The organism is Rhizobium sp. P28RR-XV (genome assembly GCF_012641385.1).
Classification (GTDB): domain Bacteria; phylum Pseudomonadota; class Alphaproteobacteria; order Rhizobiales; family Rhizobiaceae; genus Rhizobium.
This window is the reverse complement of the sequence record NZ_JABAIG010000004.1, coordinates 375570-397675: the sequence shown is the minus strand read 5'-3', so window position 1 is coordinate 397675 and position 22106 is coordinate 375570. Positions and strand designations below refer to the sequence as shown.

17 protein-coding genes and 2 riboswitches are annotated in these 22106 nt (G+C 62.0%); of the genes, 5 read left to right on the top strand and 12 right to left on the bottom strand.

The window, feature by feature from the left end; all coding sequences use genetic code 11:
* Positions 1 to 262: 262 nt before the first annotated feature.
* The 4 genes from HGP12_RS11255 to HGP12_RS11240 all read right to left on the bottom strand — a co-directional run bounded on the left by HGP12_RS11255 (position 263) and on the right by HGP12_RS11240 (position 5548).
* The gene (locus HGP12_RS11255) at positions 263 to 991 is read right to left on the bottom strand and encodes an ATP-binding cassette domain-containing protein (protein WP_168839733.1); all 729 of its coding nucleotides are present in this window, start codon (positions 989 to 991) and stop codon (positions 263 to 265) included.
* A complete protein-coding gene (gene thiP, locus HGP12_RS11250; protein ID WP_205926413.1) occupies positions 984 to 2621 on the bottom strand; it encodes a thiamine/thiamine pyrophosphate ABC transporter permease ThiP in 1638 nt (545 codons plus the stop codon). Before thiP ends, HGP12_RS11255 begins: the two co-directional genes overlap by 8 nt.
* A 10-nt stretch (positions 2622 to 2631) precedes the next feature.
* Positions 2632 to 3660 carry a thiamine ABC transporter substrate binding subunit gene (thiB, locus tag HGP12_RS11245; RefSeq protein WP_168839734.1) on the bottom strand — a complete coding sequence of 343 codons (1029 nt, stop codon included), beginning with the start codon at positions 3658 to 3660 and terminating at the stop codon, positions 2632 to 2634.
* A gap of 161 nt (positions 3661 to 3821) precedes the next feature.
* A riboswitch (TPP riboswitch) is annotated at positions 3822 to 3939 on the bottom strand.
* Positions 3940 to 4009: 70 nt separating this feature from the next.
* A complete protein-coding gene (locus HGP12_RS11240; protein WP_168878777.1) occupies positions 4010 to 5548 on the bottom strand; it encodes an MFS transporter in 1539 nt (512 codons plus the stop codon).
* Positions 5549 to 5715: 167 nt separating this feature from the next.
* Here HGP12_RS11240 and HGP12_RS11235 point away from each other — a divergent pair, with 167 nt between their 5' ends.
* The 5 genes from HGP12_RS11235 (at position 5716) to HGP12_RS11215 (ending at position 13471) form a co-directional block, all read left to right on the top strand.
* Positions 5716 to 6243 carry a MarR family winged helix-turn-helix transcriptional regulator gene (locus tag HGP12_RS11235; RefSeq protein ID WP_168839736.1) on the top strand — a complete coding sequence of 176 codons (528 nt, stop codon included), beginning with the start codon at positions 5716 to 5718 and terminating at the stop codon, positions 6241 to 6243.
* Positions 6244 to 6315: 72 nt separating this feature from the next.
* On the top strand, positions 6316 to 6969 hold the full coding sequence (locus HGP12_RS11230) for a thiamine diphosphokinase (protein ID WP_168878776.1): 654 nt from the start codon (positions 6316 to 6318) through the stop codon (positions 6967 to 6969).
* Between the two features lie 2 nt (positions 6970 to 6971).
* The gene (locus tag HGP12_RS11225; RefSeq protein ID WP_168878775.1) at positions 6972 to 8801 is read left to right on the top strand and encodes an ABC-F family ATP-binding cassette domain-containing protein; all 1830 of its coding nucleotides are present in this window, start codon (positions 6972 to 6974) and stop codon (positions 8799 to 8801) included.
* 315 nt (positions 8802 to 9116) lie between these two features.
* Complete coding sequence (locus HGP12_RS11220; protein ID WP_168839739.1) at positions 9117 to 10298, top strand: efflux RND transporter periplasmic adaptor subunit; 1182 nt, start codon at positions 9117 to 9119, stop codon at positions 10296 to 10298.
* Complete coding sequence (locus HGP12_RS11215; RefSeq protein ID WP_168878774.1) at positions 10295 to 13471, top strand: efflux RND transporter permease subunit; 3177 nt, start codon at positions 10295 to 10297, stop codon at positions 13469 to 13471. The genes HGP12_RS11220 and HGP12_RS11215 overlap by 4 nt, the downstream gene beginning before the upstream one ends.
* 94 nt (positions 13472 to 13565) lie before the next feature.
* On the opposite strand, the gene HGP12_RS11210 is transcribed toward HGP12_RS11215, so the two are convergent.
* The 8 genes from HGP12_RS11210 to HGP12_RS11175 all read right to left on the bottom strand — a co-directional run bounded on the left by HGP12_RS11210 (position 13566) and on the right by HGP12_RS11175 (position 22037).
* Complete coding sequence (locus tag HGP12_RS11210; RefSeq protein WP_168839741.1) at positions 13566 to 14294, bottom strand: SIS domain-containing protein; 729 nt, start codon at positions 14292 to 14294, stop codon at positions 13566 to 13568.
* A 23-nt stretch (positions 14295 to 14317) separates the two neighbouring features.
* Complete coding sequence (nagA, locus tag HGP12_RS11205; protein WP_168839742.1) at positions 14318 to 15475, bottom strand: N-acetylglucosamine-6-phosphate deacetylase; 1158 nt, start codon at positions 15473 to 15475, stop codon at positions 14318 to 14320.
* Positions 15475 to 16506, bottom strand: a complete 1032-nt coding sequence (locus HGP12_RS11200) for an SIS domain-containing protein (protein WP_168878773.1) — start codon at positions 16504 to 16506, stop codon at positions 15475 to 15477. Before HGP12_RS11200 ends, nagA begins: the two co-directional genes overlap by 1 nt.
* Positions 16503 to 17276, bottom strand: coding sequence for a GntR family transcriptional regulator (locus HGP12_RS11195; RefSeq protein ID WP_168839744.1), 774 nt, complete (start codon positions 17274 to 17276; stop codon positions 16503 to 16505). Before HGP12_RS11195 ends, HGP12_RS11200 begins: the two co-directional genes overlap by 4 nt.
* 122 nt (positions 17277 to 17398) lie before the next feature.
* A complete protein-coding gene (locus HGP12_RS11190) occupies positions 17399 to 18424 on the bottom strand; it encodes an aldose epimerase family protein (protein WP_168839746.1) in 1026 nt (341 codons plus the stop codon).
* 357 nt (positions 18425 to 18781) lie between these two features.
* Entirely contained in the window at positions 18782 to 19975 is a 1194-nt protein-coding gene (locus HGP12_RS11185) for a VWA domain-containing protein (RefSeq protein WP_168839747.1), read from the bottom strand.
* Positions 19976 to 19978: 3 nt separating this feature from the next.
* The gene (gene metA / locus HGP12_RS11180) at positions 19979 to 20905 is read right to left on the bottom strand and encodes a homoserine O-succinyltransferase (RefSeq protein WP_168839748.1); all 927 of its coding nucleotides are present in this window, start codon (positions 20903 to 20905) and stop codon (positions 19979 to 19981) included.
* A gap of 50 nt (positions 20906 to 20955) precedes the next feature.
* A riboswitch (SAM riboswitch) is annotated at positions 20956 to 21033 on the bottom strand.
* A 158-nt stretch (positions 21034 to 21191) separates the two neighbouring features.
* Positions 21192 to 22037 (bottom strand): MoxR family ATPase, encoded by an 846-nt coding sequence (locus HGP12_RS11175; protein WP_168878772.1) that lies wholly within the window; start codon positions 22035 to 22037, stop codon positions 21192 to 21194.
* Positions 22038 to 22106 lie beyond the last annotated feature (69 nt).

The following is a 22106-nucleotide window of genomic DNA, read 5'->3' as shown; positions in this document are numbered from 1 at the left end:
CATGCCGGCTCGGCGCCAAATCCGGTTGATCGTTACCGGGCTGATCATCGTCGCGCGCCGATAGAGGTTGCCTGCATCCCCTTCGATCCGCGTCTGCCCGGACGGTCTCCAGCCCTTGCTGTAGCCGATTTTGGCACCGGTTGCATAGCGAGACTCCGTTTAAATGTGGCAGCGTTGTATTTTAGCAAGCATTTCCCAGGACTTTCAGCCGCTTCGCACGACGAAATTAAGGCAGAGCGGGCAACAAGATGCTGCAGCGCAATCAATGCTGCAGAAATGTGGTCAGTGCCGGAATGTCGCCTGTCTCGAGGAAGGTCTTTATGGGGGCGGCAAGCCTGATCGTGCCGCCATCGATAAACACGGCATGGTCGGCAAGACGCCGCACCTCGGCCGGGTCGTGCGAGACGATCAGCACCGTATTGCCGCTCTCGCGATGCAGGGTTTTCAAAAGTTCGACCATGCCGGAGCGCAGGCCGGGATCGAGGGCGGCGAAAGGTTCGTCCAGCAGCAGGATCGGCTTGTCGCGCACGAGCGCCCTTGCGAAAGCGGCGCGCTGCCGTTCGCCGCCGGAGAGCGTTCCCGGCCTGCGCTTCTCGAAGCCGGGCAGTCCGACGCGCGCCAAGGCCTCCGAGACCCTTTGCCGGTCCTGTGCAGAAAGCTTCAATGATGGGCTGATGCCGAGACCGACATTGGTGAAGAGATCGAGATGGGCAAAGAGGTTGTTGTCCTGGAAGACCAGCGACACGGGCCGTTCCGCAGGGTGGAGGCCGGTCACATCCTGCCCCGCCAGCAGCACGCGGCCGCGATCGGGCTGTTCGAAGCCGGCCAACAAATTGAGAAAGGTCGACTTGCCAGACCCCGACGGTCCGGCAATGGCGACGATCCTGCCCTGCGGCAATGCGCAGTCAAAGCGAAAGTCATGCGTGCCGAGGCGCAGCTCGACTCCGGCCATGGCGATACCCTGTTGCTTCATGTCGTTGCCGTCAGTCATTTCTCTTGCTTTCGGAATCGCGCGCGCCTTGGCCCGCCGTGCCGGCGATGGTCAGAAGAAGACAGACCAGGCCGAGGATCAAGGCATACCCATCGGCGTCGTTCGTGCGGTAGCTGCCGAGCTTGCTGTAGACCAGCCATGGCAGGGTCATCAGGCTGTCCGAGCCGAAGAGCGCCACCGCGCCGAGGTCGCCGAGCGACAACGCCATGGCGAAGGAGAGCGCGGTGAAGAGCGGCTTGCGCAGACCCGGCCAATCGATCAGGCGAAGACGGGCGATGCCGTAAAGGCCGAGGCTTGCGGCCAGCCGTTCGGTGCGGCGGCGATGGACTGCATAGGCCGGTTCGATGACGCGGATGACGAAGGGCAACGCCATCAGCGCATTGATAACAACGATGAGGATGGCGGCAAAGCGGCTGGGATCACCCAATGGTCTCAGCGCCAGAAACCAGCCCGTTGCCAGCACGATCGGCGGGATCAGCAGAATAAGGGACGAGCTTGCACTCAAGGCGAGCGCCAGGCCGCGCAGGCTGACGGTCTTGCGGCGATCGACCGATATCGCCGATCGGGCGCGGATGATGGCAAAGGATAACAAGACCGCCAGAAGGCCGGCGGAGAGCGCGATTGCCAGGCTCGTGACGGCCGCTTGCAAAAAGATCGGCTGGCCGGCGAGTTTCAGAAGATTCGCCTCAAAGCCGGTCACGACGACGGAAGCGAGCGGCAGACCGAGAAAGAGCGTGGCGGCCGACAGCACGCCGGCGTCGGTCCACCGTGCGGCTGTCCTTTGCCCATCGATGCGGTGGAGCGCGCGGCCGCTGGTCAGCCCGTGATCGTCTGGCGCGCGAAACAGCGTCATGGCGCTAAGGACGAGGAGAGTGACGGCGATCTGAAGCAGCGACAGCATTACGGCGCGGCCGGGGTCGAAATCGAAGCGCAGCGCCTGATAGATCGCCACTTCCAGCGTCGTCGCGGCCGGTCCGCCGCCGAGAATCAGGACGAGCGTGAAGCTGGTGGCGCAGAGCATGAAGATCAGGCCGGCAATGCCGGGGATGAGGCCGCGCAGGACAGGCCATTCGATGAAGCGAAAGACCGAGGCGGGCCGCATGCCGAGCCCGCCGGCGACAAGCCAGTATTCCGCCGGTACGCGCTCCAGCCCGGCCAGCATCAGCCGGCAGGCGAGCGGCATGTTGAAGAAGACATGGGCCAGCAGGATGCCGGCGAGACCATAGATGCTGACGGGTTGCGATAGGCCAAGCGTAGTAAGCGCCTGATTGATGAGCCCTTGCCGGCCCCAGATGCCGAGCAGGCCGAGCGCGCCAATCAGCACCGGCAATCCCATCGGAACCGCCATCAGCCGGAGCAGCCACAACCGGCCGGGAAAATGCGGCTGGCGCGCCAACGCCCGGGCGACCGGTAGGGCGAGCACCACGGAGAGAAGCGTCGAGAGCACCGCCTGCAGCAGCGTGAAGCGCAGGACGCGCAGCAGATAGGGATCGGTCAGCGTGGTGTCGCCGCCGGATTCGATGCTGGCGGCCAAGAGGGCAAAAACGGCGACCCCGACGAAGAGCACGATGCCGGCGAGGCTAAGCGCCCCGCCGGAAATGGCGCGTCTTCGTTCGGGTGCCGCGAGCATGATCAGCGCGTCAATTGCCGCTGGTGGCGGCCAGCCATTCGTCGATCCAGGCCTTGCGGTTCTTGTCGACGTCGGACGGGCTCATCAGGAAGGTCTTCGACGGCACGACGAGTTTGCTGAAGGCATCCGGCAGCGGCTCGGAGGTGGCCGAGACCGGCATCATCCAGTTGCTTGTCGGGATGATGTCCTGGAAGCTGGGGGAGATCATGAACTTCAGGAAGTCGCGGGCAAGGTCCTTGTTCGGCGAGGATTTGATGAGGCCGGCGACCTCGATCTGGATATAGTGTCCTTCCGAGAAGGCGGCCGCCTGATAACGATCGGTCTTGTCCTCGATCATGTGATAGGCCGGTGACGTCGTATAGGAGAGCACCAGCGGTGCCTCGCCCTTGGTGAAGAGGTCATAGGCTTCCGACCAGCCGGGGGTGACCGTCAGGATGCGGCCCTTGAGCTTCGTCCAGGCATCGGCCGCCTTGTCGCCATAGATCGACTTCACCCAGAGCAGAAGCCCGAGGCCCGGCGTCGAGGTGCGCGGGTCTTCGATAACGATCTTCTGCGCGGGATCGCCCTCGACGAGATCCTTCATGCTCTTCGGGGGATTCTTGACCGTCTGGCTGTCGTAGATCACGGCGAAATGGCCGTAGTCGTAGGGCACGAAGACGTCATCCTTGAAATCGCCGGGGACCTTAAGCGCGGAAGTGTCAACGCCGCTTGCATCGAAAAGGCCGGTGTCCTTGGCTTCGTCGACGAGATTGGTGTCGAGGCCGAGAACGACATCGGCCTTGGTGCCCGCGCCTTCCAGCTTCAGGCGCGACAGAAGCGCGACGCCATCTGTGACGCTAACATAGTTGACCGTGCAGCCGCAGGTCTTTTCGAAGGCGGCCTTGACCTTGGCGCCCGGCCCCCAATCGGCGGTGAAGCTCTCATAGGTGTAGATGGTCAGAGCTTTGTCGGCCGCTGCAGCAGGCTGTGCGGCGAAAAAGCTTGTTCCGGCGGCAAGGGCCAGGCCGGTGAAGAATGACAATAGCGAACGGTGTTGCATGACAGCGCCTCCTCCTGGAGCCGGATGATTTTAGGTCTATGGACCTAAAATCTGAATCCGCTCTAAAATCAAATAATTAGAGCATGATGTTGCCCGAAAGCCGTTTACACTTTTCGGCATCATGCTTTAGGTTTCGTCTTGAAGGGGAAAGGGCGCCATGATTTCGTCACGCGTCTAATCCCTCCGCCGGTGTTAGCCGGATCAGGTTCCGCGGGTTGGCCCGGTAAAAGCCTCTCAGCCGGATGTCCGGAAGGACATAAGGCACCCCGTTAGAGCGTCGGCAGATTTAGCCTTGCGACGAAGGGATGACAAGGAAAATGATTCCCTTGTCGATTGCAGGCGGGCGATCTTACTCGGCCGCGTGAGCGGCCGCCGTCGGGCTTTCGATTTTCTTCACGGCGCCCGGAAGCTGCACGTTTCTCAACGACAGTGAGGTCAGAAGGCCGATGAGGCAGATGCCGGCAGCCGTCAAGAACAGCGGGCTGAAGGCGCTTGCATAGGCGGTGGCGACGGCCTCGCGGGTCGCCTCGGGCAATGCGGCCATCATTTTCGGCGTCAGCTGCTCGATGTCGGATACGCCCGCGATGGAGATGCCGACATTGCCGAGCTTGGCGGCGATGATGGCGCCGTAGATGGAAATGGCGATCGAGGCGCCGCCCATGCGCGAGAGCGTGACGGCGCCGGTTGCAGCGCCGACGTCACGGGCAGCGGCTGCGTTCTGCACGCCGATGACGGGCACCTGCTGCGCAAGACCGATGCCGATGCCGTGCAGCAGCATCAGGCCGCCGATGAAGACGATGGGCGTGCCGGCAGGCAGGAAGGCGAACGAGCCAAATGCGATGGCGCTGCAGGCAGCACTTGCGATGGCAAAGGGCTTGTAGCGGCCTCTGGCCGCGATCAGCCTGCCGGCCGATAGCGAGCCGCAGACGATACCGCCAGTCAGGAGAATGAACAGCAGGCCGGCCATCGAGGGCGAAAGGCCTGTCGTCGTCTGCAGGAAGAGCGCGAAATAATTGACCATCCCGATGGCAACGGCGCCGCTGGTGATCGAAATGATCAGCAGGAGGCCGAATGTCGGATTGCGGAACAGCGTCATCGGCACGATCGGCTCAGGAGCGCGGCGCTCGATGAAGACCCAGGCGATGGCGCAGATCATGCCGAAGGCGATGATGCCGAGGCACTGTGGCGACAGCAGTGATCCGAAGAGTTCGGTGCCGTCGGCGGCAAGCACGATGCTCGTCGTCGTCAGCGCAAGAACGATTGCGCCGGCATAATCGATCTTCGGGCGGCGGGGCGGCTTGCGATAGGGGAGCATGGTGGCGAGACCCGCCAGCACGACAAAGCCGATCGGCACGTTGACGAGAAAGATGGAGCGCCAGCCGAAGAGGTCGCTCATCGTGCCGCCGAGAACGGGGCCGATGGCGCCGGAGGCCATCAGCACGAGGCTCGAATAGCTCTGATAGCGGGCGCGTTCCCGCGGCTCGAACAGGTCGGCATTGACGGCGAAGATCGACACGAGGATGCCGCCGCCTCCCAGCCCCTGAAGGACGCGGGCGGCAATCAGCGTATTCATCGAAACGGCAAGGCCGCAGACGGCGGAGCCGATCGTGAAGATCGCGATCGCCATCATCATCACATATTTGCGGCCGAAGAGATCACCGAGCTTGCCGTAAACGGGCATGACGGCGGAGAGCGAGAGAAGATAGGCCGATCCGATCCAGCCGAAGCGTTCCAGATGCCCGAACTCGCCGACGATCGTCGGAAGCGCCGTCGAGACGATCTGGTTGTCGAGCGTGGCCATGAACATGGCAGTCATCAGAAACAGGAAGAGTATAAGCCGCCGTTTATGATCCGCCACGAGCGGCGCGAACGTTGTCTGCATGTCCATGGGGTAAAAAATCCGAGCTTGCCCGAAACGCTGCGCGGTCGATCGAATGCGCGGGACGCCCCGGTTTTCATACTTGATACATATGTGCCATTAGCATATAAATGTCAACGACAGGTGAATGCTGTTTGCATGTTTTATTTCTTTTCCGCCTCTGGTATGGTGGAAAGATGACATCTGCGACGAATACACGTGAAGTTGAAGCCCAGGCCCTGACCGATGACGAGAATCTCCTGCGCATCGGCCATGCCATGACGCGCATGCGTCTCCTGACGGGACGCCGCATGATCGGCAGGCTTGCCATCCAGAGTGTTGCGCCGGGGCTCGAGCTTTCGCATCTCGACGTGCTCGATGTCGTGCGGCGGGCGGAGGCGACGGGCGAAGTCACCGTCGGCACGATCGCCGAGATGCTGCGCATCGATCCCTCGCGGGCGAGCCGCATCGTTGCCGACATGGTGACGCGCGGCGTGTTGCGACGCAAGGCATCGCAGGCGGATGCGCGGCGCATTGTCGTGATATTGACCGCGCTCGGGCAAAGACTGCTGTCGGAGATCCAGGCACAGAAATATTCCGTCATCGGCAGCATCTTCGCCGACTGGACGCCGGAGGAGATCGAGAGTTTCTCGCTGCTGTTCGATCGCTACGTCAGTGGTTACGAGCAGGTTTTCCAGGCGCGCCTCAAGGAAACGGACGACTGAACCGTCGTTGCTGCCGTTCTTACCCATGGCGCTCTTCCCTAGGGATATGAGTTTGCGCTATGGGCATGCCTCATGAGCCAGTCCACCACCTTCACCATCCTGCTCGGCGGCGAGCTTCGCCTGACGGAGCGGTTGCGCGCCGCCATTTCCGGCAGCCGTTTCATCGCAGCTGATGGCGGCATGCGCCATGCGGTCGCGCTCCAGGTGCAGCCTGAGCTGTGGGTTGGCGATTTCGATTCCACGCCGGCCGATTTGCAAGCTGCGTTTCCCAATGTGCCCAAGCAGCCTTATCCAGCGGCAAAGGCGGCGACCGACGGCGAGATTGCCGTCTCAGAAGCGATCGATCGCGGTGCCACGAGGCTGATTCTCGCGGGCGCCATGGGCGGTGAACGCTCCGATCATGCCATCCAGCATCTGCTTTATGGCATCCGCTTGGCCGAGAAAGGCTTCGATGTCCTGCTGACATCGGGTGACGAGGAGGCGGTGCCGCTGCCGCCAGGCGGCCTCACGCTGGCGCTCCCGGCCGGCTCGCTGTTCTCAGTCCTCGGTTTTAGCGACCTGACGGGCCTTTTCATCGGCAATGCCCGCTATCCCTTGCGTGATTTCCATTTGCCCTTCGGCGTATCGCGCACCATTTCCAATGTGGCGGAAGGCGACGTGCGCTTTTCGCTTGGCAGCGGCAGGGCGATCGTTCTTGCCCGCCCCTATGATCTCAGTGGAGTCTGACTTTGGCCCCTCCCATTCTGAAACTCGACGACATCTTTTTGAGCTTTGGCGGCGCGCCATTGCTTGCTGGTGCCGCGCTGCAGGTGGAGTCAGGCGACAAGATCTGCCTTGTCGGCCGCAACGGTTCGGGCAAGTCGACGCTTTTGAAGATCGCGGCCGGCCTTGTCGAGGCGCAGTCGGGCGAAGTGTTCCGCCATCCGTCTTCGACCGTGCGCTATCTCGAACAGGCTCCGGATTTCGTCGGTTACAAGACGGTTGCCGCCTATGCCGAGGCCGGCCTCGGACCTGGCGATGACCCCTATCGCGTCACCTATCTCCTCTCGCATCTCGGCCTGACCGGCGAGGAGGACCCGAACAATCTCTCGGGCGGCGAGGCCCGCCGCGCGGCTCTTGCGCGCGTTCTGGCGCCGGAACCGGATATTCTGCTGCTCGACGAGCCGACGAACCACCTGGACCTGCCGACCATCGAATGGCTGGAAGGCGAGTTACAGAAGAGCCGCAGCGCGCTCGTGCTGATCTCGCACGACCGCCGTTTCCTCGAAAAGGTTTCGACCGCGACCGTTTGGCTCGATCGCGGCACCTCACGCCGTCTAGACAGGGGATTTGCCCATTTCGAAGCCTGGCGCGATCAGGTGCTCGAGGCCGAGGAGCTGGAGCAGCACAAGCTCGGCAAGCAGATCGAGCGCGAGGAGCACTGGCTGCGCTACGGCGTGACGGCGCGGCGCAAGCGCAACATGCGTCGTCTTGGCGAGCTGCACGACATGCGTTCCCGCTATCGCGGCCATAAAGGCGCTCTGGGCACCGTGCAGGCCGCCGCGTCTGATGCGCAGGAGAGCGGCAAGCTGGTGATCGAGGCGGACAAGATCACCAAGACCTATGGTGACAGGGCTATCGTCGCGCCGTTTTCGATCCGCGTGCATCGCGGCGATTGCATCGGTCTCGTCGGCCCGAACGGCGCCGGCAAGACGACACTTCTGAAGATGCTGACGGGTCAGCTCGAGCCGGATAGCGGCACGGTGAAGCTCGGCACCAATCTGGAAATCGCGACACTCGATCAGAAGCGCGAGGAGCTTAATCCGGAAGATACGCTCGCCAACTATCTGACCGACGGTCGCGGCGAGAACCTGCTTGTCAATGGTGAGCAGCGGCATGTGACCGGCTACATGAAGGAATTCCTGTTCCAGCCGGAGCAGGCGCGCACACCGATCAGGAATCTCTCCGGCGGCGAACGGGCCCGGCTGATGCTGGCGCGCATCCTATCGCGGCCGACCAATCTCCTGATCCTCGACGAACCCACCAACGACCTCGACATCGAGACGCTCGATCTGCTGCAGGAAATCGTTTCCGGTTTTTCCGGTACCGTCATCCTCGTCAGCCATGACCGCGATTTCCTCGATCGCACCGTGACCTCGACGATCGCGCCCGCCAACCCGGAAGAGCCTGATGGACGCTGGATCGAATATGCCGGCGGCTATTCCGACATGCTCGCTCAGCGCAAGGGCGCGATCGAGGAACGCAGGCGAGCGGAAAAGGGGGCCGAAAAGCCGAAGGCGGCCGAAGCTTCATCGTCGGGCGGCGAGGGCTCGAAGGGCAAGGGCAAGCTGTCCTACAAGCAGAAATTTGCGCTGGAAAACCTGCCGAAGGAGATGGCCAAGGCGGAAGCCGAGATTGCCGCCCGTGAGCAGAAAATGGCCGATCCGAACCTTTTTTCCAAGGATCCTGCAACCTTCAATCGCCTCGCGGCGGAGATGGAAAAGCTGCGGGAAAGCCTTGTCAGCATGGAGGAAGAGTGGTTCGAACTCGAAATGCTGCGCGAGGAATTGGAGGGCTGATCGCCTCGGCCGACGCATCTTATAAGCGTCCTTCCATATAATGAAAACAAACGGTTGCGTTTGGTCGCGTCCGCGTCATTCCCTGTTGTCCAATTCGATAAACCGTTTATACATTAACGCGTGATGCCGGCCCCGAGGGCTGGATAATGCTCGGGCCGCAGCGGCCCGAGGCGCATGTTGGGGAAGTCCGAAGAGACCTGATTGGAATGCGCCTGCTGGCGGCAGGTCCTTCGCGGAAAGTTGCAGACAAATTTCGTGAGCGCTTACCGTGATGACGGCGCCTCTTGCCGTATGCGGTTTTTCGAGGGGGGCTTCATGCCGATGCTGCCGCGTGCCGTTTTGTTCAGCTGTGTTCTTGCCGTTTTCTCAGGCGCCCAGGCGCTGGCGCAGGGTGCGCCGCCGGCCCCGCCGGTGACGGTCGCCAAACCCATCGTTCGCGATGTTGTCGACAGCGATGAGTTCATCGGGCGCTTCCAGGCGGTCGATGAAGTTTCCGTGCGCTCGCGGGTGGGTGGCTATCTGCAGGAGGTGCATTTCAAGGATGGCGCCATGGTCAAGCAGGGTGACCTGCTTTTCGTCATCGACCAACGGCCGTTCATCACAACGCTGAACGAATCGACGGCCTCGCTCGAGGTGGCGAAATCGTCGCTGACGCTAGCCGATGCACAATTCAAGCGGACGGAATCCCTGTCGACGACGGGCAGCCAGTCGGCCTCGACCCTGGATGACCGCCGTCGCGACCTCCTTTCCGCGCAGGCGAATGTGCGTGGTGCGCAGGCAGCCGTCGATCGCGCTAATCTCGACATGGATTTCACCAAGATCACTGCGCCGCTCAGCGGTCGGATTGACCGTCGGCTGATTTCGGTCGGCAACCTCGTGCAGGCCGATCAGACCGTGCTGACCACCATCGTCTCGCTCGATCCCATCGATTTCTACTTCGACGTCGATGAGCGCCGGCTGCTTTCCTATGCCGATGAGGCCCGCAAGAACGGCAGCGCCTTGCAGCAGGGCGGCGGCGGGCTCGACGTGACCGTGACGATTGCCGATCAGCGGCAGAAGCCATTCAAGGGCAAGCTCGACTTCGCCGAAAACCGCGTCGACAACGAGACGGGCACGATCCGCGTCCGCGCCCGCTTCCCGAATCCCGATCTCACCCTGCAGCCCGGCCTGTTCGGACGCGTTCAGGTGCGAGGCTCGAACAGTTATAAGGCGATCCTGGTGCCAGACGAAGCTATCGGCTCGGACCAGAACCAGCGCGTCGTCTATGTCGCCGATACCGCCGGCAATATCACGCCGAAGCCGGTGCGCCTCGGGCCGAAGCTCTATGGCTATCGCGTCATCCGTGACGGCATGACCGGTGACGAAACGATCGTCGTCAACGGGCTGATGCGCATCCGGCCGGGCGCCAAGGTGACGCCGCAGCTGATCGAACTGCCGCAGCAGGCGACGAATGACGAGCCGCCGGCCCAGGCCGATGTACAGGGGACGAACCAATGAGGTTTTCCCATTTCTTCGTCGATCGACCGATTTTCGCATCGGTTCTATCCATCGTGCTGTTGATCGTCGGCGGCATCGCCTATTTCCAGCTGCCGGTGGCGCAATATCCCGAGGTTGCGCCTCCCACAATCGTAATTCGCACCTCCTATCCCGGCGCCGATGCGCAGACCATTGCCGATACGGTGGCGACTCCGATCGAGCAGGAAATCAACGGCGTGGAGGACATGCTTTATATGTCCTCCTATTCCAGTGCCGATGGCTCGATGTCGCTGACGATTACGTTCAAGCTCGGCACCGATCTCGACAAGGCGCAGGTGCTGGTGCAGAACCGCGTCGCCATTGCCGAGCCGCGTCTGCCCGACGATGTCCGCCGCATCGGCATCACCACGGTCAAGAGTTCGCCGGACCTGATGATGGTCGTGCATCTCCTGTCGCCGAACAACCGTTACGACCAGCTCTATATTTCCAACTACGCACGCACGCGCATCCGCGACATTCTCGTCCGACTGGACGGGGTCGGCGATGTGCAGCTGTTCGGTGAGCGGCAATATTCGCTGCGCATCTGGCTCGATCCGGAAAAGCTTGCCGCCTACGGCATGACCGCAGGCGATATCGTGCAGGCGCTTCGGGACCAGAACGTGCAGGTCTCGGGCGGTGCGATCGGTGGGCCGCCGGTTTCGGGCACCAATGCCTTCCAATATACGGTGACGACGCAAGGGCGCTTCTCCGATGCGCGGCAATTCCGCTACGTCATCGTGAAGGCGACGGGCAATGGCCGCCTCGTGCAGCTGCAGGATGTCGCGCGTATCGAGCTCGGCGCGCAGGACTATGTCACCAATAGCTATCTGAACGGCAGCCCGGCGGTCGCGCTCGGCGTGTTCGCCCGGCCCGGCACCAACGCGCTCGCCGCCGCTGCCGATATCCAGAAAACGATGGAGAGCCTGGCTCAGGATTTCCCGCAGGGGCTCGAATATCGCATCATCTATAACCCCACGGAATTCATCGCCGAGTCGATCCACGAGGTCTACAAGACCATCTTCGAGGCGGCGATTCTCGTTGCCATCGTCGTGCTGGTCTTTCTGCAATCGTGGCGGACGGCGATCATCCCGATCGTCGCCATCCCCGTGTCGCTGATCGGCACCTTCGCTTTCCTGCTTGCCTTCGGCTTTTCGCTGAACATGCTGACGCTGTTCGGCCTGGTGCTCGCGATCGGCATCGTCGTCGACGATGCGATCGTGGTGGTCGAGAATGTCGAGCGCAACCTCTCGCTCGGCATGACGCCGAAGGAGGCGTCACATGTGACGATGAACGAGGTGGGCACCGCCGTTCTGGCAATTTCGCTGGTGCTCATCGCCGTCTTCGTGCCGACCGCCTTCATTCCCGGTATCTCCGGGCAATTCTACCGGCAGTTCGCGGTGACGATTTCGGTCGCGACGGCGATCTCCTGCCTGAACTCGCTGACGCTCTCGCCGGCGATCGCCGCGATCGTGCTGCGCCCGCACAGTCACGAGAAATCCAACAATATCTTCGCGCGATTCGGCCGTGGTTTGGGTGATGGATTCAACCGGGGTTTCGAGCGGATGAGCGGAGGCTATTCCTGGATCGTCCGCCATCTGGTGACGACGTGGGCGGCGCTTGCCTGCGCGCTTCTCGTTTTTGCCGGGCTGCTCGCCGGCACATGGTACATGGGCCGGATCGTGCCGCAGGGCTTCGTTCCCACAATGGACCAGGGCTACGCGATCGTCGTCGTCCAATTGCCTGACGGGGCCTCGCTCGCGCGCACCAATGCCGTCATCCAGAAGGCGACCGATATCATTAACAAGACGCCAGGTATTGCCAATGCCGTCGCCTTTGCCGGTTTCAATGGCGCGACCTTCACCAATGCTTCGAATTCGGGCGTGATTTTCACGCCGTTCAAGCCGTTCGAGGAGCGGTTGAAAACCGGGGACTCGGCCACCAAGATCATCGGTCAGCTCTTCGGCAGCCTCCAGGGCATCCAGGAGGCCTTCATCATCGCCATTCCGCCACCGTCGATCCGCGGCGTCGGCAATTCCGGCGGCTTCAAGATGCAGATCATGGACCGAGAAAATCCGGATATGCGCCGCATCCTGCCGCTCGCCTACCAGATGATGGGTGCTGCCGCGCAGAACAAGGGCGTCAGCGGCGTCTTCACGACGTTTTCCGCCAACAGCCCGCAATATTTCCTGGCGATCGACCGCGACAAGGCACGTGCGCTCAATGTGCCGATCCCAAATATCTTCGAGACCCTGTCGATCAATCTCGGCACGTCTTACGTCAACGACTTCAACGCCTTCGGCCGCGTCTACCAAGTGCGGGCGCAGGCCGATCAGCAATATCGCATGGATCGCGAGGACATTCTGGCGCTGAAGGTGCGTTCGGCGACCGGGGCTCTGGTGCCGCTCGGCACGCTGGTCGATATCCGAGATACGACCGGGCCGACGCTCGTGCAGCGCTATAACATGTATGTCTCGGTCCCCCTGCAGGGCAATCCGGGGCCGGGGGTTTCCACCGGCTCGGCCCTCGACATCATGGAGGGGCTGGCGAAGAACCTCTTACCTTCGGGCACGACTTTCGAATGGACGGAACTCGCCTATCAGGAGAAGCATACCGGCAATACGGCGATCTATATCTTCGCCCTATCCGTCATCTTCGTGTTCCTGGCGCTGTCGGCGCAGTATGAAAGCTGGATCCTCCCGCTCGCGATCATCCTCATCGTGCCGCTGGCGGTTCTGGCGGCGTTGATCGGCGTGCATCTGCGAGGGATGGACAACAACATCCTGACACAGATCGGGCTCATCGTGCTGATCGGTCTTGCGGCCAAGAACGCGATTTTGATCGTCGAGTTTGCCCGGCAGGCGCAGCTCGAGGGAAAAAGCGCGGTAGAGGCGGCGATCGAGGCCAGCCATCTGCGTCTGCGTCCGATCCTGATGACGGCCTTCGCCTTCATCTTCGGTGTCGTGCCGCTGATGATCGCTACCGGCCCGGGCGCGGAAATGCGCCAGTCGCTCGGTACGGCCGTCTTTTCCGGCATGCTCGGCGTGACGTTGTTCGGCCTTTTTCTGACGCCGGTCTTCTACGTCGTCCTGCGCCGGCGGCGCAAGCAGGAGGAGGCTGCGCAGGAGTCCTCGGCTACCGACGCCGCGGCGCAATAATGCTCAGTAGAGCGACCGCGCGTTTCCCGTGAAACGCTCGGTCGATCCATGTTTCCGCTTCTACGCAGCTAAACGCGAAAAGACGCTCATTACTTCAGAGATGTGGATTGCGCGGCCGGTATTTCTTGACCAGCCGCTGATTGGTCTCCTTGGCGCCCGGCATGTTGGCGCTGAGGTAGACCGGCGGATCGCCATCCTTGCAGAGTTCGGCGGCGACATCGGCGAAGATGGCGTTCAGCACGCTGGCGCCGACGGCCGTCGATGCCGGTCCGACCTTCAGGCCGGTGCCTGGCAGGTCGATCATCGCGTCGCCCGGCGGCAGGCCGTTGTCCAGCACGATGTCGGCGATATCGGCAAGTTTCCTGCGCCCGTTGGCGATGGCCGCCGAGTAGGCAAGCGAGGTGATGGCGATCACCGTCGCGCCGATTTCGCGGCCATAATCCGCCGCCTCGAGCGGTGCCGCGTTGACGCCGGAGTTGGATGCGATGATCAGCACATCGCCCGGCTGCATGCCGTAACGCTCGAAGATCGGGCGGATGAGGCCTTCGGTGCGCTCATAGACAGAGCTGATGACGGCGCCTTCGTGCAGCATGGCGGATCCCACAAGCACGGGAATGGTGAAGGCAAGTCCCCCGGCGCGATAATGCACCTCTTCCGCTAGCATGTGCGAATGGCCGGTGCCAAAGACATAGACGCGGCGATCAGCGCGTGCGGCCGCGCAAATGGCGGCGGAAGCCCTGGACATGGGTTCGGCAAGCACCTCGCGCAGGGTTTGCAGCCGTCCGATAAGGGCGGAGAAATAATTGTCCGTGACTGCGCTCATGCCGAACGTCCTTGTATGCTGTGTCAGGCCGAAGGCTGACCGGAGATCCAGGTTTCCGTGACTTCGATGCCGTCGTTGATGTGAACGAGGTCGGCCCGGGCTCCTGGTGTCAGGTGGCCGCGATCGGCAAGCCGCAGGAAGCGGGCGGGATAGGAGGTCGCCATGCGCAGGGCTTCGGCCAGCGGCAGCTCGAGGATGTTGACGCCATAGCGGATCGTGGACGCCATATCCACATCGGAGCCGGCAAGCGTGCCGTCGTCGAGCGTCAGCTTGGAGCAATAGCCGCCCTTGGTGCGATAGACCGTGCGGCCGTTCAGCGTGAAGCCCGGAAGGTCGGTGCCGACGAGCGACATGGCGTCGGTGACGAAGAACAGCCGGCCTTCGCCGCGCTTGGCGCGCAGCGCGACTCTAAGCGCGATCGGCTCGACGTGATGGCCATCGGCGATGATGCCGCACCAGGGGGCGGAATGATCGATCGCCGCGCCGACGAGGCCGGGGGCACGATGACCCATTTGGCTCATGGCATTGAAAAGGTGAGTGACGCCGCGCGCACCGGCATCGAAACGCGCATTGGCCGCCTCCGCCGTGCAATCGCTGTGGCCGATACTGACGATGACACCACCTTCGCTGAGCGCCTGCACCTGCCGCTCCGTCACCTGCTCGGCCGCGATCGTGACCAGCAGCGTACCGATCGCCTCGCGGGCACGGATGAAAGTTCGGACATCGCTGTCTTCGACCGGACGCATCAGCTCGGCGAGATGCGCGCCCTTGCGGGCCGGCGCCAGATGCGGACCTTCGAGATGCAGGCCGGCGACGCCGCGATTGGCCTTCACGGCTTCAACGGCCGCTTCGATCGCCGCCGTGGTCGCGGCTGCCACATCGGTGATGAGGGTCGGCAGCAGCGATGTCGTGCCGTAGGGGCGATGTCCCGCGGCAATCATATACATGGATTCGGGCGATGGCGCGTCGTTCAGCATGCGGCCGCCGCCGCCGTTCACCTGCGCATCGATGAAGCCCGGAGAGAGAACGCCGCCCTTCAGCTGGATCATTGCGGCATTATCGGGCACATCGTTGACACCGGTGATGGCATGGATGCGGCCATTGCCGATGACAAGCGCACTGTCTTCATGAAAGCGGTCGCCATCGAAGATGCGGGCGCCGGTAAAGACCTTGTAGTCCATCACATGGTCTCCGTTACCTTGAGAAGATTAGCCGGCTTGTCAGGGTCGAAGCCCTTCCGCCGCGTGACCGACTCGATGAGACGATAATAGCACAGCAGCGACACCAGCGGATCGAGCAGGCCGTTGCCGGTGCTCGGCATGCGCAGGTTGATGCCGGCGAGCGGCGCGGTCGAGAAGGAGACGGCGGTTGCGCCGAGCTTCTGCAAGCGCTCCAGCGCCTGCGCATTGTTGGCAAAGGCGGCATCGTCGGGCGAGAAGGCGACGATCGGGAAGCCCGGCTGCACGAGGCGCATCGGGCCATGCATGAGTTCGGCCAGCGAGAAGGCCTCCGCATGCAGGCCGGCGGTTTCCTTGGCCTTCAACGCTGCCTCCAGCGCAATGGCGAAGGCAGGACCGCGCCCGCCGGTATAGAGCGAGGAGGCATTGAAAAGCACGTCCTCGGCGGCTTTGCCGTCGATGCCTGATGTCGCCGCAAGGGCTTCCGGCAGCTTCGCGAGACCAGCAGACAGCGTCTTGTCCTGCGAAATCGTTGCGGTGACGCCCGCGAGCGCGGCAACGGAGGCGATGAAGGATTTCGTCGCCGCAACGCTCTTTTCCGGTCCGGCGTTGAGGCCGAGCACGATGTCGGCTTCCTTGGCGAGCGGGCTGTCGGTGACGTTGACGACGGCGATCGTGGTTGCGCCGCCCTTCTTGGCCGCGGCCTGCAGCGCGATGATATCCGGGCTGCCGCCGGACTGGGATACCGTGAAGTGGACGCCTCCCTTCAGGTGAAGCGGTGCACCATAGACCGAGGCGATCGACGGGCCGACGGAGGCGACCGGAATGCCGCAGGAAATTTCGAAGAGGTATTTGAAGAAGGTCGCGGCATGGTCGGAAGAGCCGCGCGCCGCGGTCGTGATCAGCGAGGGGGGTCCGGAGGCGAAGAGCTTCGCGATCTCGGCAAAGGCGGGCTTTTCCTTCTCAAGCAGGGTTGCGACAACCTCCGGCGATTGTCCGGCTTCCGTCAACATCAGGGATTGGGTCTCGCTCATTGGTCATCTCCAATTCTCAATTCAGCAACAAAATCATAGGCATCGCCGCGATAGTGCGAACGTGTGTATTCAACGACGCGCTGGTCCGCGAGGCGCGAGACGCGTTCGATCAGCAGCGCGGGCGCCCCGGCCTTGACGGTCAGGATCGATGCGGAGGTGGGGTCGAGCGTCACGGCGGTCAGCCTTTGCTGGGCGCGCACGGGCCTGAAGCCCCTGGCGGACAGCGCATCATAGAGCGATCCTTCGGATATGGCTTCCTCGCCAAGGAATTTGATGGGCACGACGGCGCGCTCGATGGCAAGCGGCTGGCCGTCGGCCAGCCGCAGTCGGTCGAGCCGCAGCACGGGCTCGTCGAGGCCGAGGCCGAGCAGGAAGGATTCTTCCGGAGCCGGCGCGCTGACCGTGCGCTGGAGGATGCGCGCCGCCGGCTCGCGACCACGCGAGCGCATGTCGGCCGAAAAGGAGGAGAGGCGCCAGAGCGGCTGCTCGATACGCTCGACATGCTGCGAAACGAAGGTGCCGCTGCCATGGCGCGATTCGATGACGCCCGAGGTGAGCAGGTCGCGATAGGCTGTTCGCACCGTGACGCGGCCGATCTGCAGGGCACCAGCAAGATCGCGCTCTCCCGGCAGCGCCGTGCCTGGTTTCAGCAGCCCTTCTTGGATGAGACCGGTCAGCGCCTGCGCCAGGCGCTTATAAAGCGGCCCGCTGCCGGTTCCGTTGCTGAGGCCGCGATTGTTCAATTCGGCGATCAAACTGGTTCTATCCATGGTGTATATTTAGAACCTATTTAGAACCAATTCACAAGGTGAATCTGGTCGCAGCGCAAAAAAGAATCGGCCGGGCGCTTTGGACGCCCGGCCGATTTTCAACTGAGCAGAGCATGTCCTGCTCAGTTCTTGGTGAAGATATAATCCGTTTCCTGCCGCAATACCTCGCCTGGGCGGAGCACGGCATTGGGGAAGCCTTCGTGGTTGATGGCATCGGGCCAGACCTGCGTTTCCAGGCAGAAGCCGGCGAATGGGCCGATCTTGCGGCCGTCATGGCCGGGAACCGGTACGTCGAGCTTAAAGCCGGCATAGAACTGCACGCCGGGCTCGGTGGTGCGCACCTCGAGCGAGACGCCGGAGTTGACGCTGCGGGCAAGCACGACGGAGCGTTTGGCGGTGCGTTCGCTCGACAGGCAGAAATTGTGATCGTAGAGCGCCTGCTCGCTTCCCTCGAAGCGCCTCATCGGCGCCATCTCGCGGAAATCGAAGACCGTGCCTTCGACGGAGCGGATTTCGCCTGTCGGAATCTGCTTGTCGTCGGTTGGCGTGTAGTGATCGGCGGCGATCATGATGTCATGGCCGAGCGCATCGTCACGGCCGTCGAGGTTGAAATAGGCATGCTGACAGACATTGGCGAGCGTCGGCCGGTCGGTGGTCGATTCGTAGGTCACCGAGAGTTCACCATTGCCATGCACCCGATAGGTCGCGTGGATGGTGCAATTGCCGGGATAGCCGGCGCGCCCGTCTGGATCGACGATCTTCAGGACGACGCGGTCGGTGTCGTGCTCGACGATGGTCCAATTGCGCTTGGCGATATTGTCTTTGCCGCCGTGCAGGTGGTTGACGCCCTTTTCATTGAGCTCGAGCTGGTATTGTTTGCCGTCCAGCGTGAAGCGGCCGGCTCCGATGCGGTTGGCGCAGCGTCCGGGCGTGGCGCCGAAATAGGAGGAATGGGCGGGATAATCGGCAAAATCGTCGAAACCGAGCAGGAGCGAAGACTCATGGCCGTCGAGGCGCAGATCCTGGATGACCGCCCCCCAGGACATGATATGTGCCGTCAGGCCGCCGCCAACGATCTTGACGCGATAGACGGTATCCCCATCGGCCGTCGTCCCAAAATGTTCCCGCTGCAAATTGCTTTCCGTCATATCAGCTCATCCACTCCCTATCGAAATGCGAGGCCAGACCCTGCCCCCAATCGCGCCGTTCCGCAACCGGTTCGATGGCGAAATTTAGGGGCGGGCGGAAGGGGATCAAGGCTCGGTCTGGCTTTCGAGCGCTACGCTGCGCCGGAAGTGTGCAATGCCTATGACAGAGCGGCCAGTTTCGCTGACGGCCTTCCTTATAGGGGCGGGGTAACCGCATGTGAAATGAGGTCGTTGGCGCGCATTCCTTCTCCCCGAGAGGAGAAGGAACATACGGCGCCGACGTGCCTCATATGGGACTGCCTGCTGCCAGTGAGAAGAGGGTTGGGGTGAGGGGCTAAGGGTGCAGACAGCTAGGGCTTAGCGCGACAATTCCATTGTCGCCTTTTCCAGCCCGCCGAGCGTCAGCGGATACATGCGGTCGGTCATCAGGCGGCGGATGATGGAGATGGAGGTCGTATAGCCCCAATAGTTTTCCGGCACGGGGTTGATCCAGATGCATTTGCGGAAATGGCCGGTCACGCGGCCGAGCCAGGTCTCGCCCGCCTCCTTGTTCCAATGCTCCACCGAGCCGCCGGCCTGAGTGATCTCGTAGGGGCTCATGGAGGCGTCGCCGACGAAGACGACGCGGTAATCGGGGCCGAAGGTGCGGATCAGGTCCGTCGTTGGCGTGATATCGACCCGCCGCCGGCGATTGTCCTTCCAAACGCCCTCGTAAAGGCAGTTGTGGAAGTAGAAATATTCCATGTGGCGGAACTCCGCGCGGGCGGCAGAGAAGAGTTCCTCCACGATGCGGACATGGTCGTCCATCGAGCCGCCGACATCGAAGAACATGAGAAGTTTGACGGCGTTGCGGCGTTCCGGCCGCGTCTGGACGTCGAGATAGCCATGTTCGGCGGTGGCGCGGATAGTGCCGGATAGGTCAAGCTCTTCGGCTGCCCCTTCGCGCACCCAGCGGCGCAGGCGCTTCAACGCCACCTTGATGTTGCGGGTGCCGAGCTCGACGCGGTCGTCGAGATTCTTGAAGTCGCGCCGATCCCAGACCTTGACCGCACGGCGATGGCGCGAAGTTTCCTGGCCGATGCGCACGCCTTCCGGGTTATAGCCATAAGCGCCGAAGGGCGAGGTTCCGGCCGTGCCGATCCATTTCGAGCCGCCCTGATGCCGGCCCTTCTGTTCGGCGAGCCGCTCACGCAGTGTCTCCATCAGCTTGTCGAAGCCGCCGAGCGCCTCGATCTGCTTTCGCTCTTCTTCGGTCAGATGCCGCTCGGCGAGCTTGCGCAGCCATTCGTCGGGAATGGCGGTCGGCTCCACCGCTTCTCCATCGGCATTGCCGCCGATAGCTTCGACTCCGCGGAAATAATCGGCGAAGATCTGGTCGAAGCGATCAATGAAGCGCTCGTCCTTGATCAGCGCCGCGCGGGCGAGATAGTAGAAGGCCTCGACGTCATAATCGGCAATCCCTTCTTCCATCCCCTCGAGCAGCGATAGGAACTCCCGGAGCGTTACCGGAACCTTCGCTTCCTTCAGTTTCAGGAAGAAGGGAATGAACAAGCCTCAGGTCCTTTCCTGGCCGATCTCCTCCAGATCATAGGGCGTTGTCTGGTAGATCTCGTTGATCCAGTTGCCGAAGAACAAATGCGCGTGGCTTCGCCACCGGTTCTGCGGGGCAATCTCCGGATCGTTATGCGGGAAGTAATTGTGCGGCATCTTGATCGGCACGCCGGCATTCACATCGCGGAAATACTCGTCCGCCAGCGAGGTGGAATCGTACTCCACGTGATTGAACATGTAGAGCCGGTTGCAGGCCTGTTCGTGCACGAGGCAGACGCCCATCTCGCTCGAATCCATCAGGATCTGCAGCCCCGGCACTTTTTCGATGTCGGCGCGCTTCACCTCAGTCCAGCGCGAGACTGGAATGGCGAAATCGTCGGAAAAGCCATTGAGGTAGACCGAAGAGGGCTTCAGGTTCTGGTGGCGATAGACACCGAACGCCTTCTCTGTCAGCGTGTATTTCGGCACCTTATGGAAGTGGTAGACGGCCGCCATCGCGCCCCAGCAGACATTTAGCGTCGAATGGACGTTGGTGGCCGTCCAGTCGAAGATCTGCTGCATCTCCTCCCAGTAGGTGACATCTTCGTATTCGAGCAGCTCGATCGGCGCGCCTGTTATGATGAAGCCGTCGAACTTGCGGTGCTTCACCTCTTCCCAGGTCTCATAGAAGGCGAGGAGATGCTCTTCGGAGGTGTTCTTGGCCTTATGCGCGCCGATGCGCACCAGCGAAAACTCCACCTGCAGCGGCGATGCGCCGACCAGGCGCGCCATCTGGACCTCGGTCTTGATCTTGTTCGGCATGAGGTTGAGAAGCCCGATCTGAAGGGGGCGGATATCCTGACGGAACGCCACCGTTTCGGTCATCACCCGCACGCCCTCGTTCTGGAGGGTTTCAAAGGCGGGCAGCGTATCGGGAATCTTGATGGGCATTGTTTTCACTCGACCAAATACAAAAAAACCGGCCGCGATCATGAATCGCTACCGGTCCGCACGCGGCCCTTTAGCGACTTATTTAACGTGGCTGCAAGCCGGCCGGCCAAATCACCACAAGGAGAAATGCATAAACCTGCTGTCTCTGCGGGTCAATGGGGCAACTCCAAACCCAGACACGCGTAGGCCTGAACTCCGGAGCCTCGAAGCACGGGGGCGGCTGATAGACCCCGTTGTCTGTTGGAGAAGGTTTCCGCAATTTTTTGGGCGGAAAGCACGGCGAGGGTCATTGTTTCTGCTGCCCTCGCGCCATGAAGGCCAGCCGTTCGAAGAGGTGCACATCCTGCTCATTCTTCAGCAACGCCCCATGCAGCTTCGGCAGTACGCTTTTCGCATCGACACGCAGGGTGGCCGGATCGACATCATCGGCAACGAGCAGGCGGATCCAATCGAGGGCTTCGGAGGTGGATGGCTTCTTCTTCAGGCCCGGCACGTCGCGGATATCGAAGAATTGTGTCAGCGCCGCGCGGACGAGCGCCTGCTTGATGCCGGGGTAGTGCACCTCGACGATGCGGGTCAGCGTCTCCATGTCGGGAAAACGTATATAGTGGAAGAAGCAGCGGCGCAGGAAGGCGTCCGGCAGTTCCTTCTCGTTGTTCGAGGTGATGATGACGATCGGGCGGATAGCGGCCCGGATGGTCTCGTTCGTCTCGTAGACATGGAATTCCATGCGGTCGAGTTCCTGCAGCAGGTCGTTCGGGAACTCGATATCGGCCTTGTCGATCTCGTCGATCAGCAGCACGCATTTTTGCTGCGAGGTGAAGGCCTGCCAGAGCTTGCCCCGGCGGATATAGTTGCTGATATCGTGAACTCTGATGTCACCGAGCTGGCTGTCGCGCAGGCGTGAAACGGCATCATATTCGTAGAGGCCCTGCTGGGCTTTCGTCGTCGATTTGACGTTCCACTCGATGAGATCGAGCCCGAGGGCCGTGGCCACCTGCCGGGCGAGCTCGGTCTTGCCCGTCCCCGGTTCGCCCTTGACGAGGAGAGGGCGTTCAAGCTGAATGGCGGCATTGACGGCGACCATCAGGTCCTTGTCGGCGATGTAGTCCGCAGTTCCCTGAAATTGCATCGGACGGCTTTCTCAATTTCTCAAGGGCAAGCTAATTGCTGACCTAATTCGGTTCAAGGCGCGAAACCG

Excerpts from the sequence above, each read along its gene's own strand:
- HGP12_RS11255 (WP_168839733.1), bottom strand. The coding sequence starts at position 991 with ATGACTGACGGCAACGACATGAAGCAACAGGGTATCGCCATGGCCGGA.
- thiP (WP_205926413.1), bottom strand. The coding sequence starts at position 2,621 with ATGCTCGCGGCACCCGAACGAAGACGCGCCATTTCCGGCGGGGCGCTT.
- thiB (WP_168839734.1), bottom strand. The coding sequence starts at position 3,660 with ATGCAACACCGTTCGCTATTGTCATTCTTCACCGGCCTGGCCCTTGCC.
- HGP12_RS11240 (WP_168878777.1), bottom strand. The coding sequence starts at position 5,548 with ATGGACATGCAGACAACGTTCGCGCCGCTCGTGGCGGATCATAAACGG.
- HGP12_RS11235 (WP_168839736.1), top strand. The coding sequence starts at position 5,716 with ATGACATCTGCGACGAATACACGTGAAGTTGAAGCCCAGGCCCTGACC.
- HGP12_RS11230 (WP_168878776.1), top strand. The coding sequence starts at position 6,316 with ATGAGCCAGTCCACCACCTTCACCATCCTGCTCGGCGGCGAGCTTCGC.
- HGP12_RS11220 (WP_168839739.1), top strand. The coding sequence starts at position 9,117 with ATGCCGATGCTGCCGCGTGCCGTTTTGTTCAGCTGTGTTCTTGCCGTT.
- HGP12_RS11215 (WP_168878774.1), top strand. The coding sequence starts at position 10,295 with ATGAGGTTTTCCCATTTCTTCGTCGATCGACCGATTTTCGCATCGGTT.
- HGP12_RS11210 (WP_168839741.1), bottom strand. The coding sequence starts at position 14,294 with ATGAGCGCAGTCACGGACAATTATTTCTCCGCCCTTATCGGACGGCTG.
- nagA (WP_168839742.1), bottom strand. The coding sequence starts at position 15,475 with ATGGACTACAAGGTCTTTACCGGCGCCCGCATCTTCGATGGCGACCGC.
- HGP12_RS11200 (WP_168878773.1), bottom strand. The coding sequence starts at position 16,506 with ATGAGCGAGACCCAATCCCTGATGTTGACGGAAGCCGGACAATCGCCG.
- HGP12_RS11195 (WP_168839744.1), bottom strand. The coding sequence starts at position 17,276 with ATGGATAGAACCAGTTTGATCGCCGAATTGAACAATCGCGGCCTCAGC.
- HGP12_RS11190 (WP_168839746.1), bottom strand. The coding sequence starts at position 18,424 with ATGACGGAAAGCAATTTGCAGCGGGAACATTTTGGGACGACGGCCGAT.
- metA (WP_168839748.1), bottom strand. The coding sequence starts at position 20,905 with ATGCCCATCAAGATTCCCGATACGCTGCCCGCCTTTGAAACCCTCCAG.
- HGP12_RS11175 (WP_168878772.1), bottom strand. The coding sequence starts at position 22,037 with ATGCAATTTCAGGGAACTGCGGACTACATCGCCGACAAGGACCTGATG.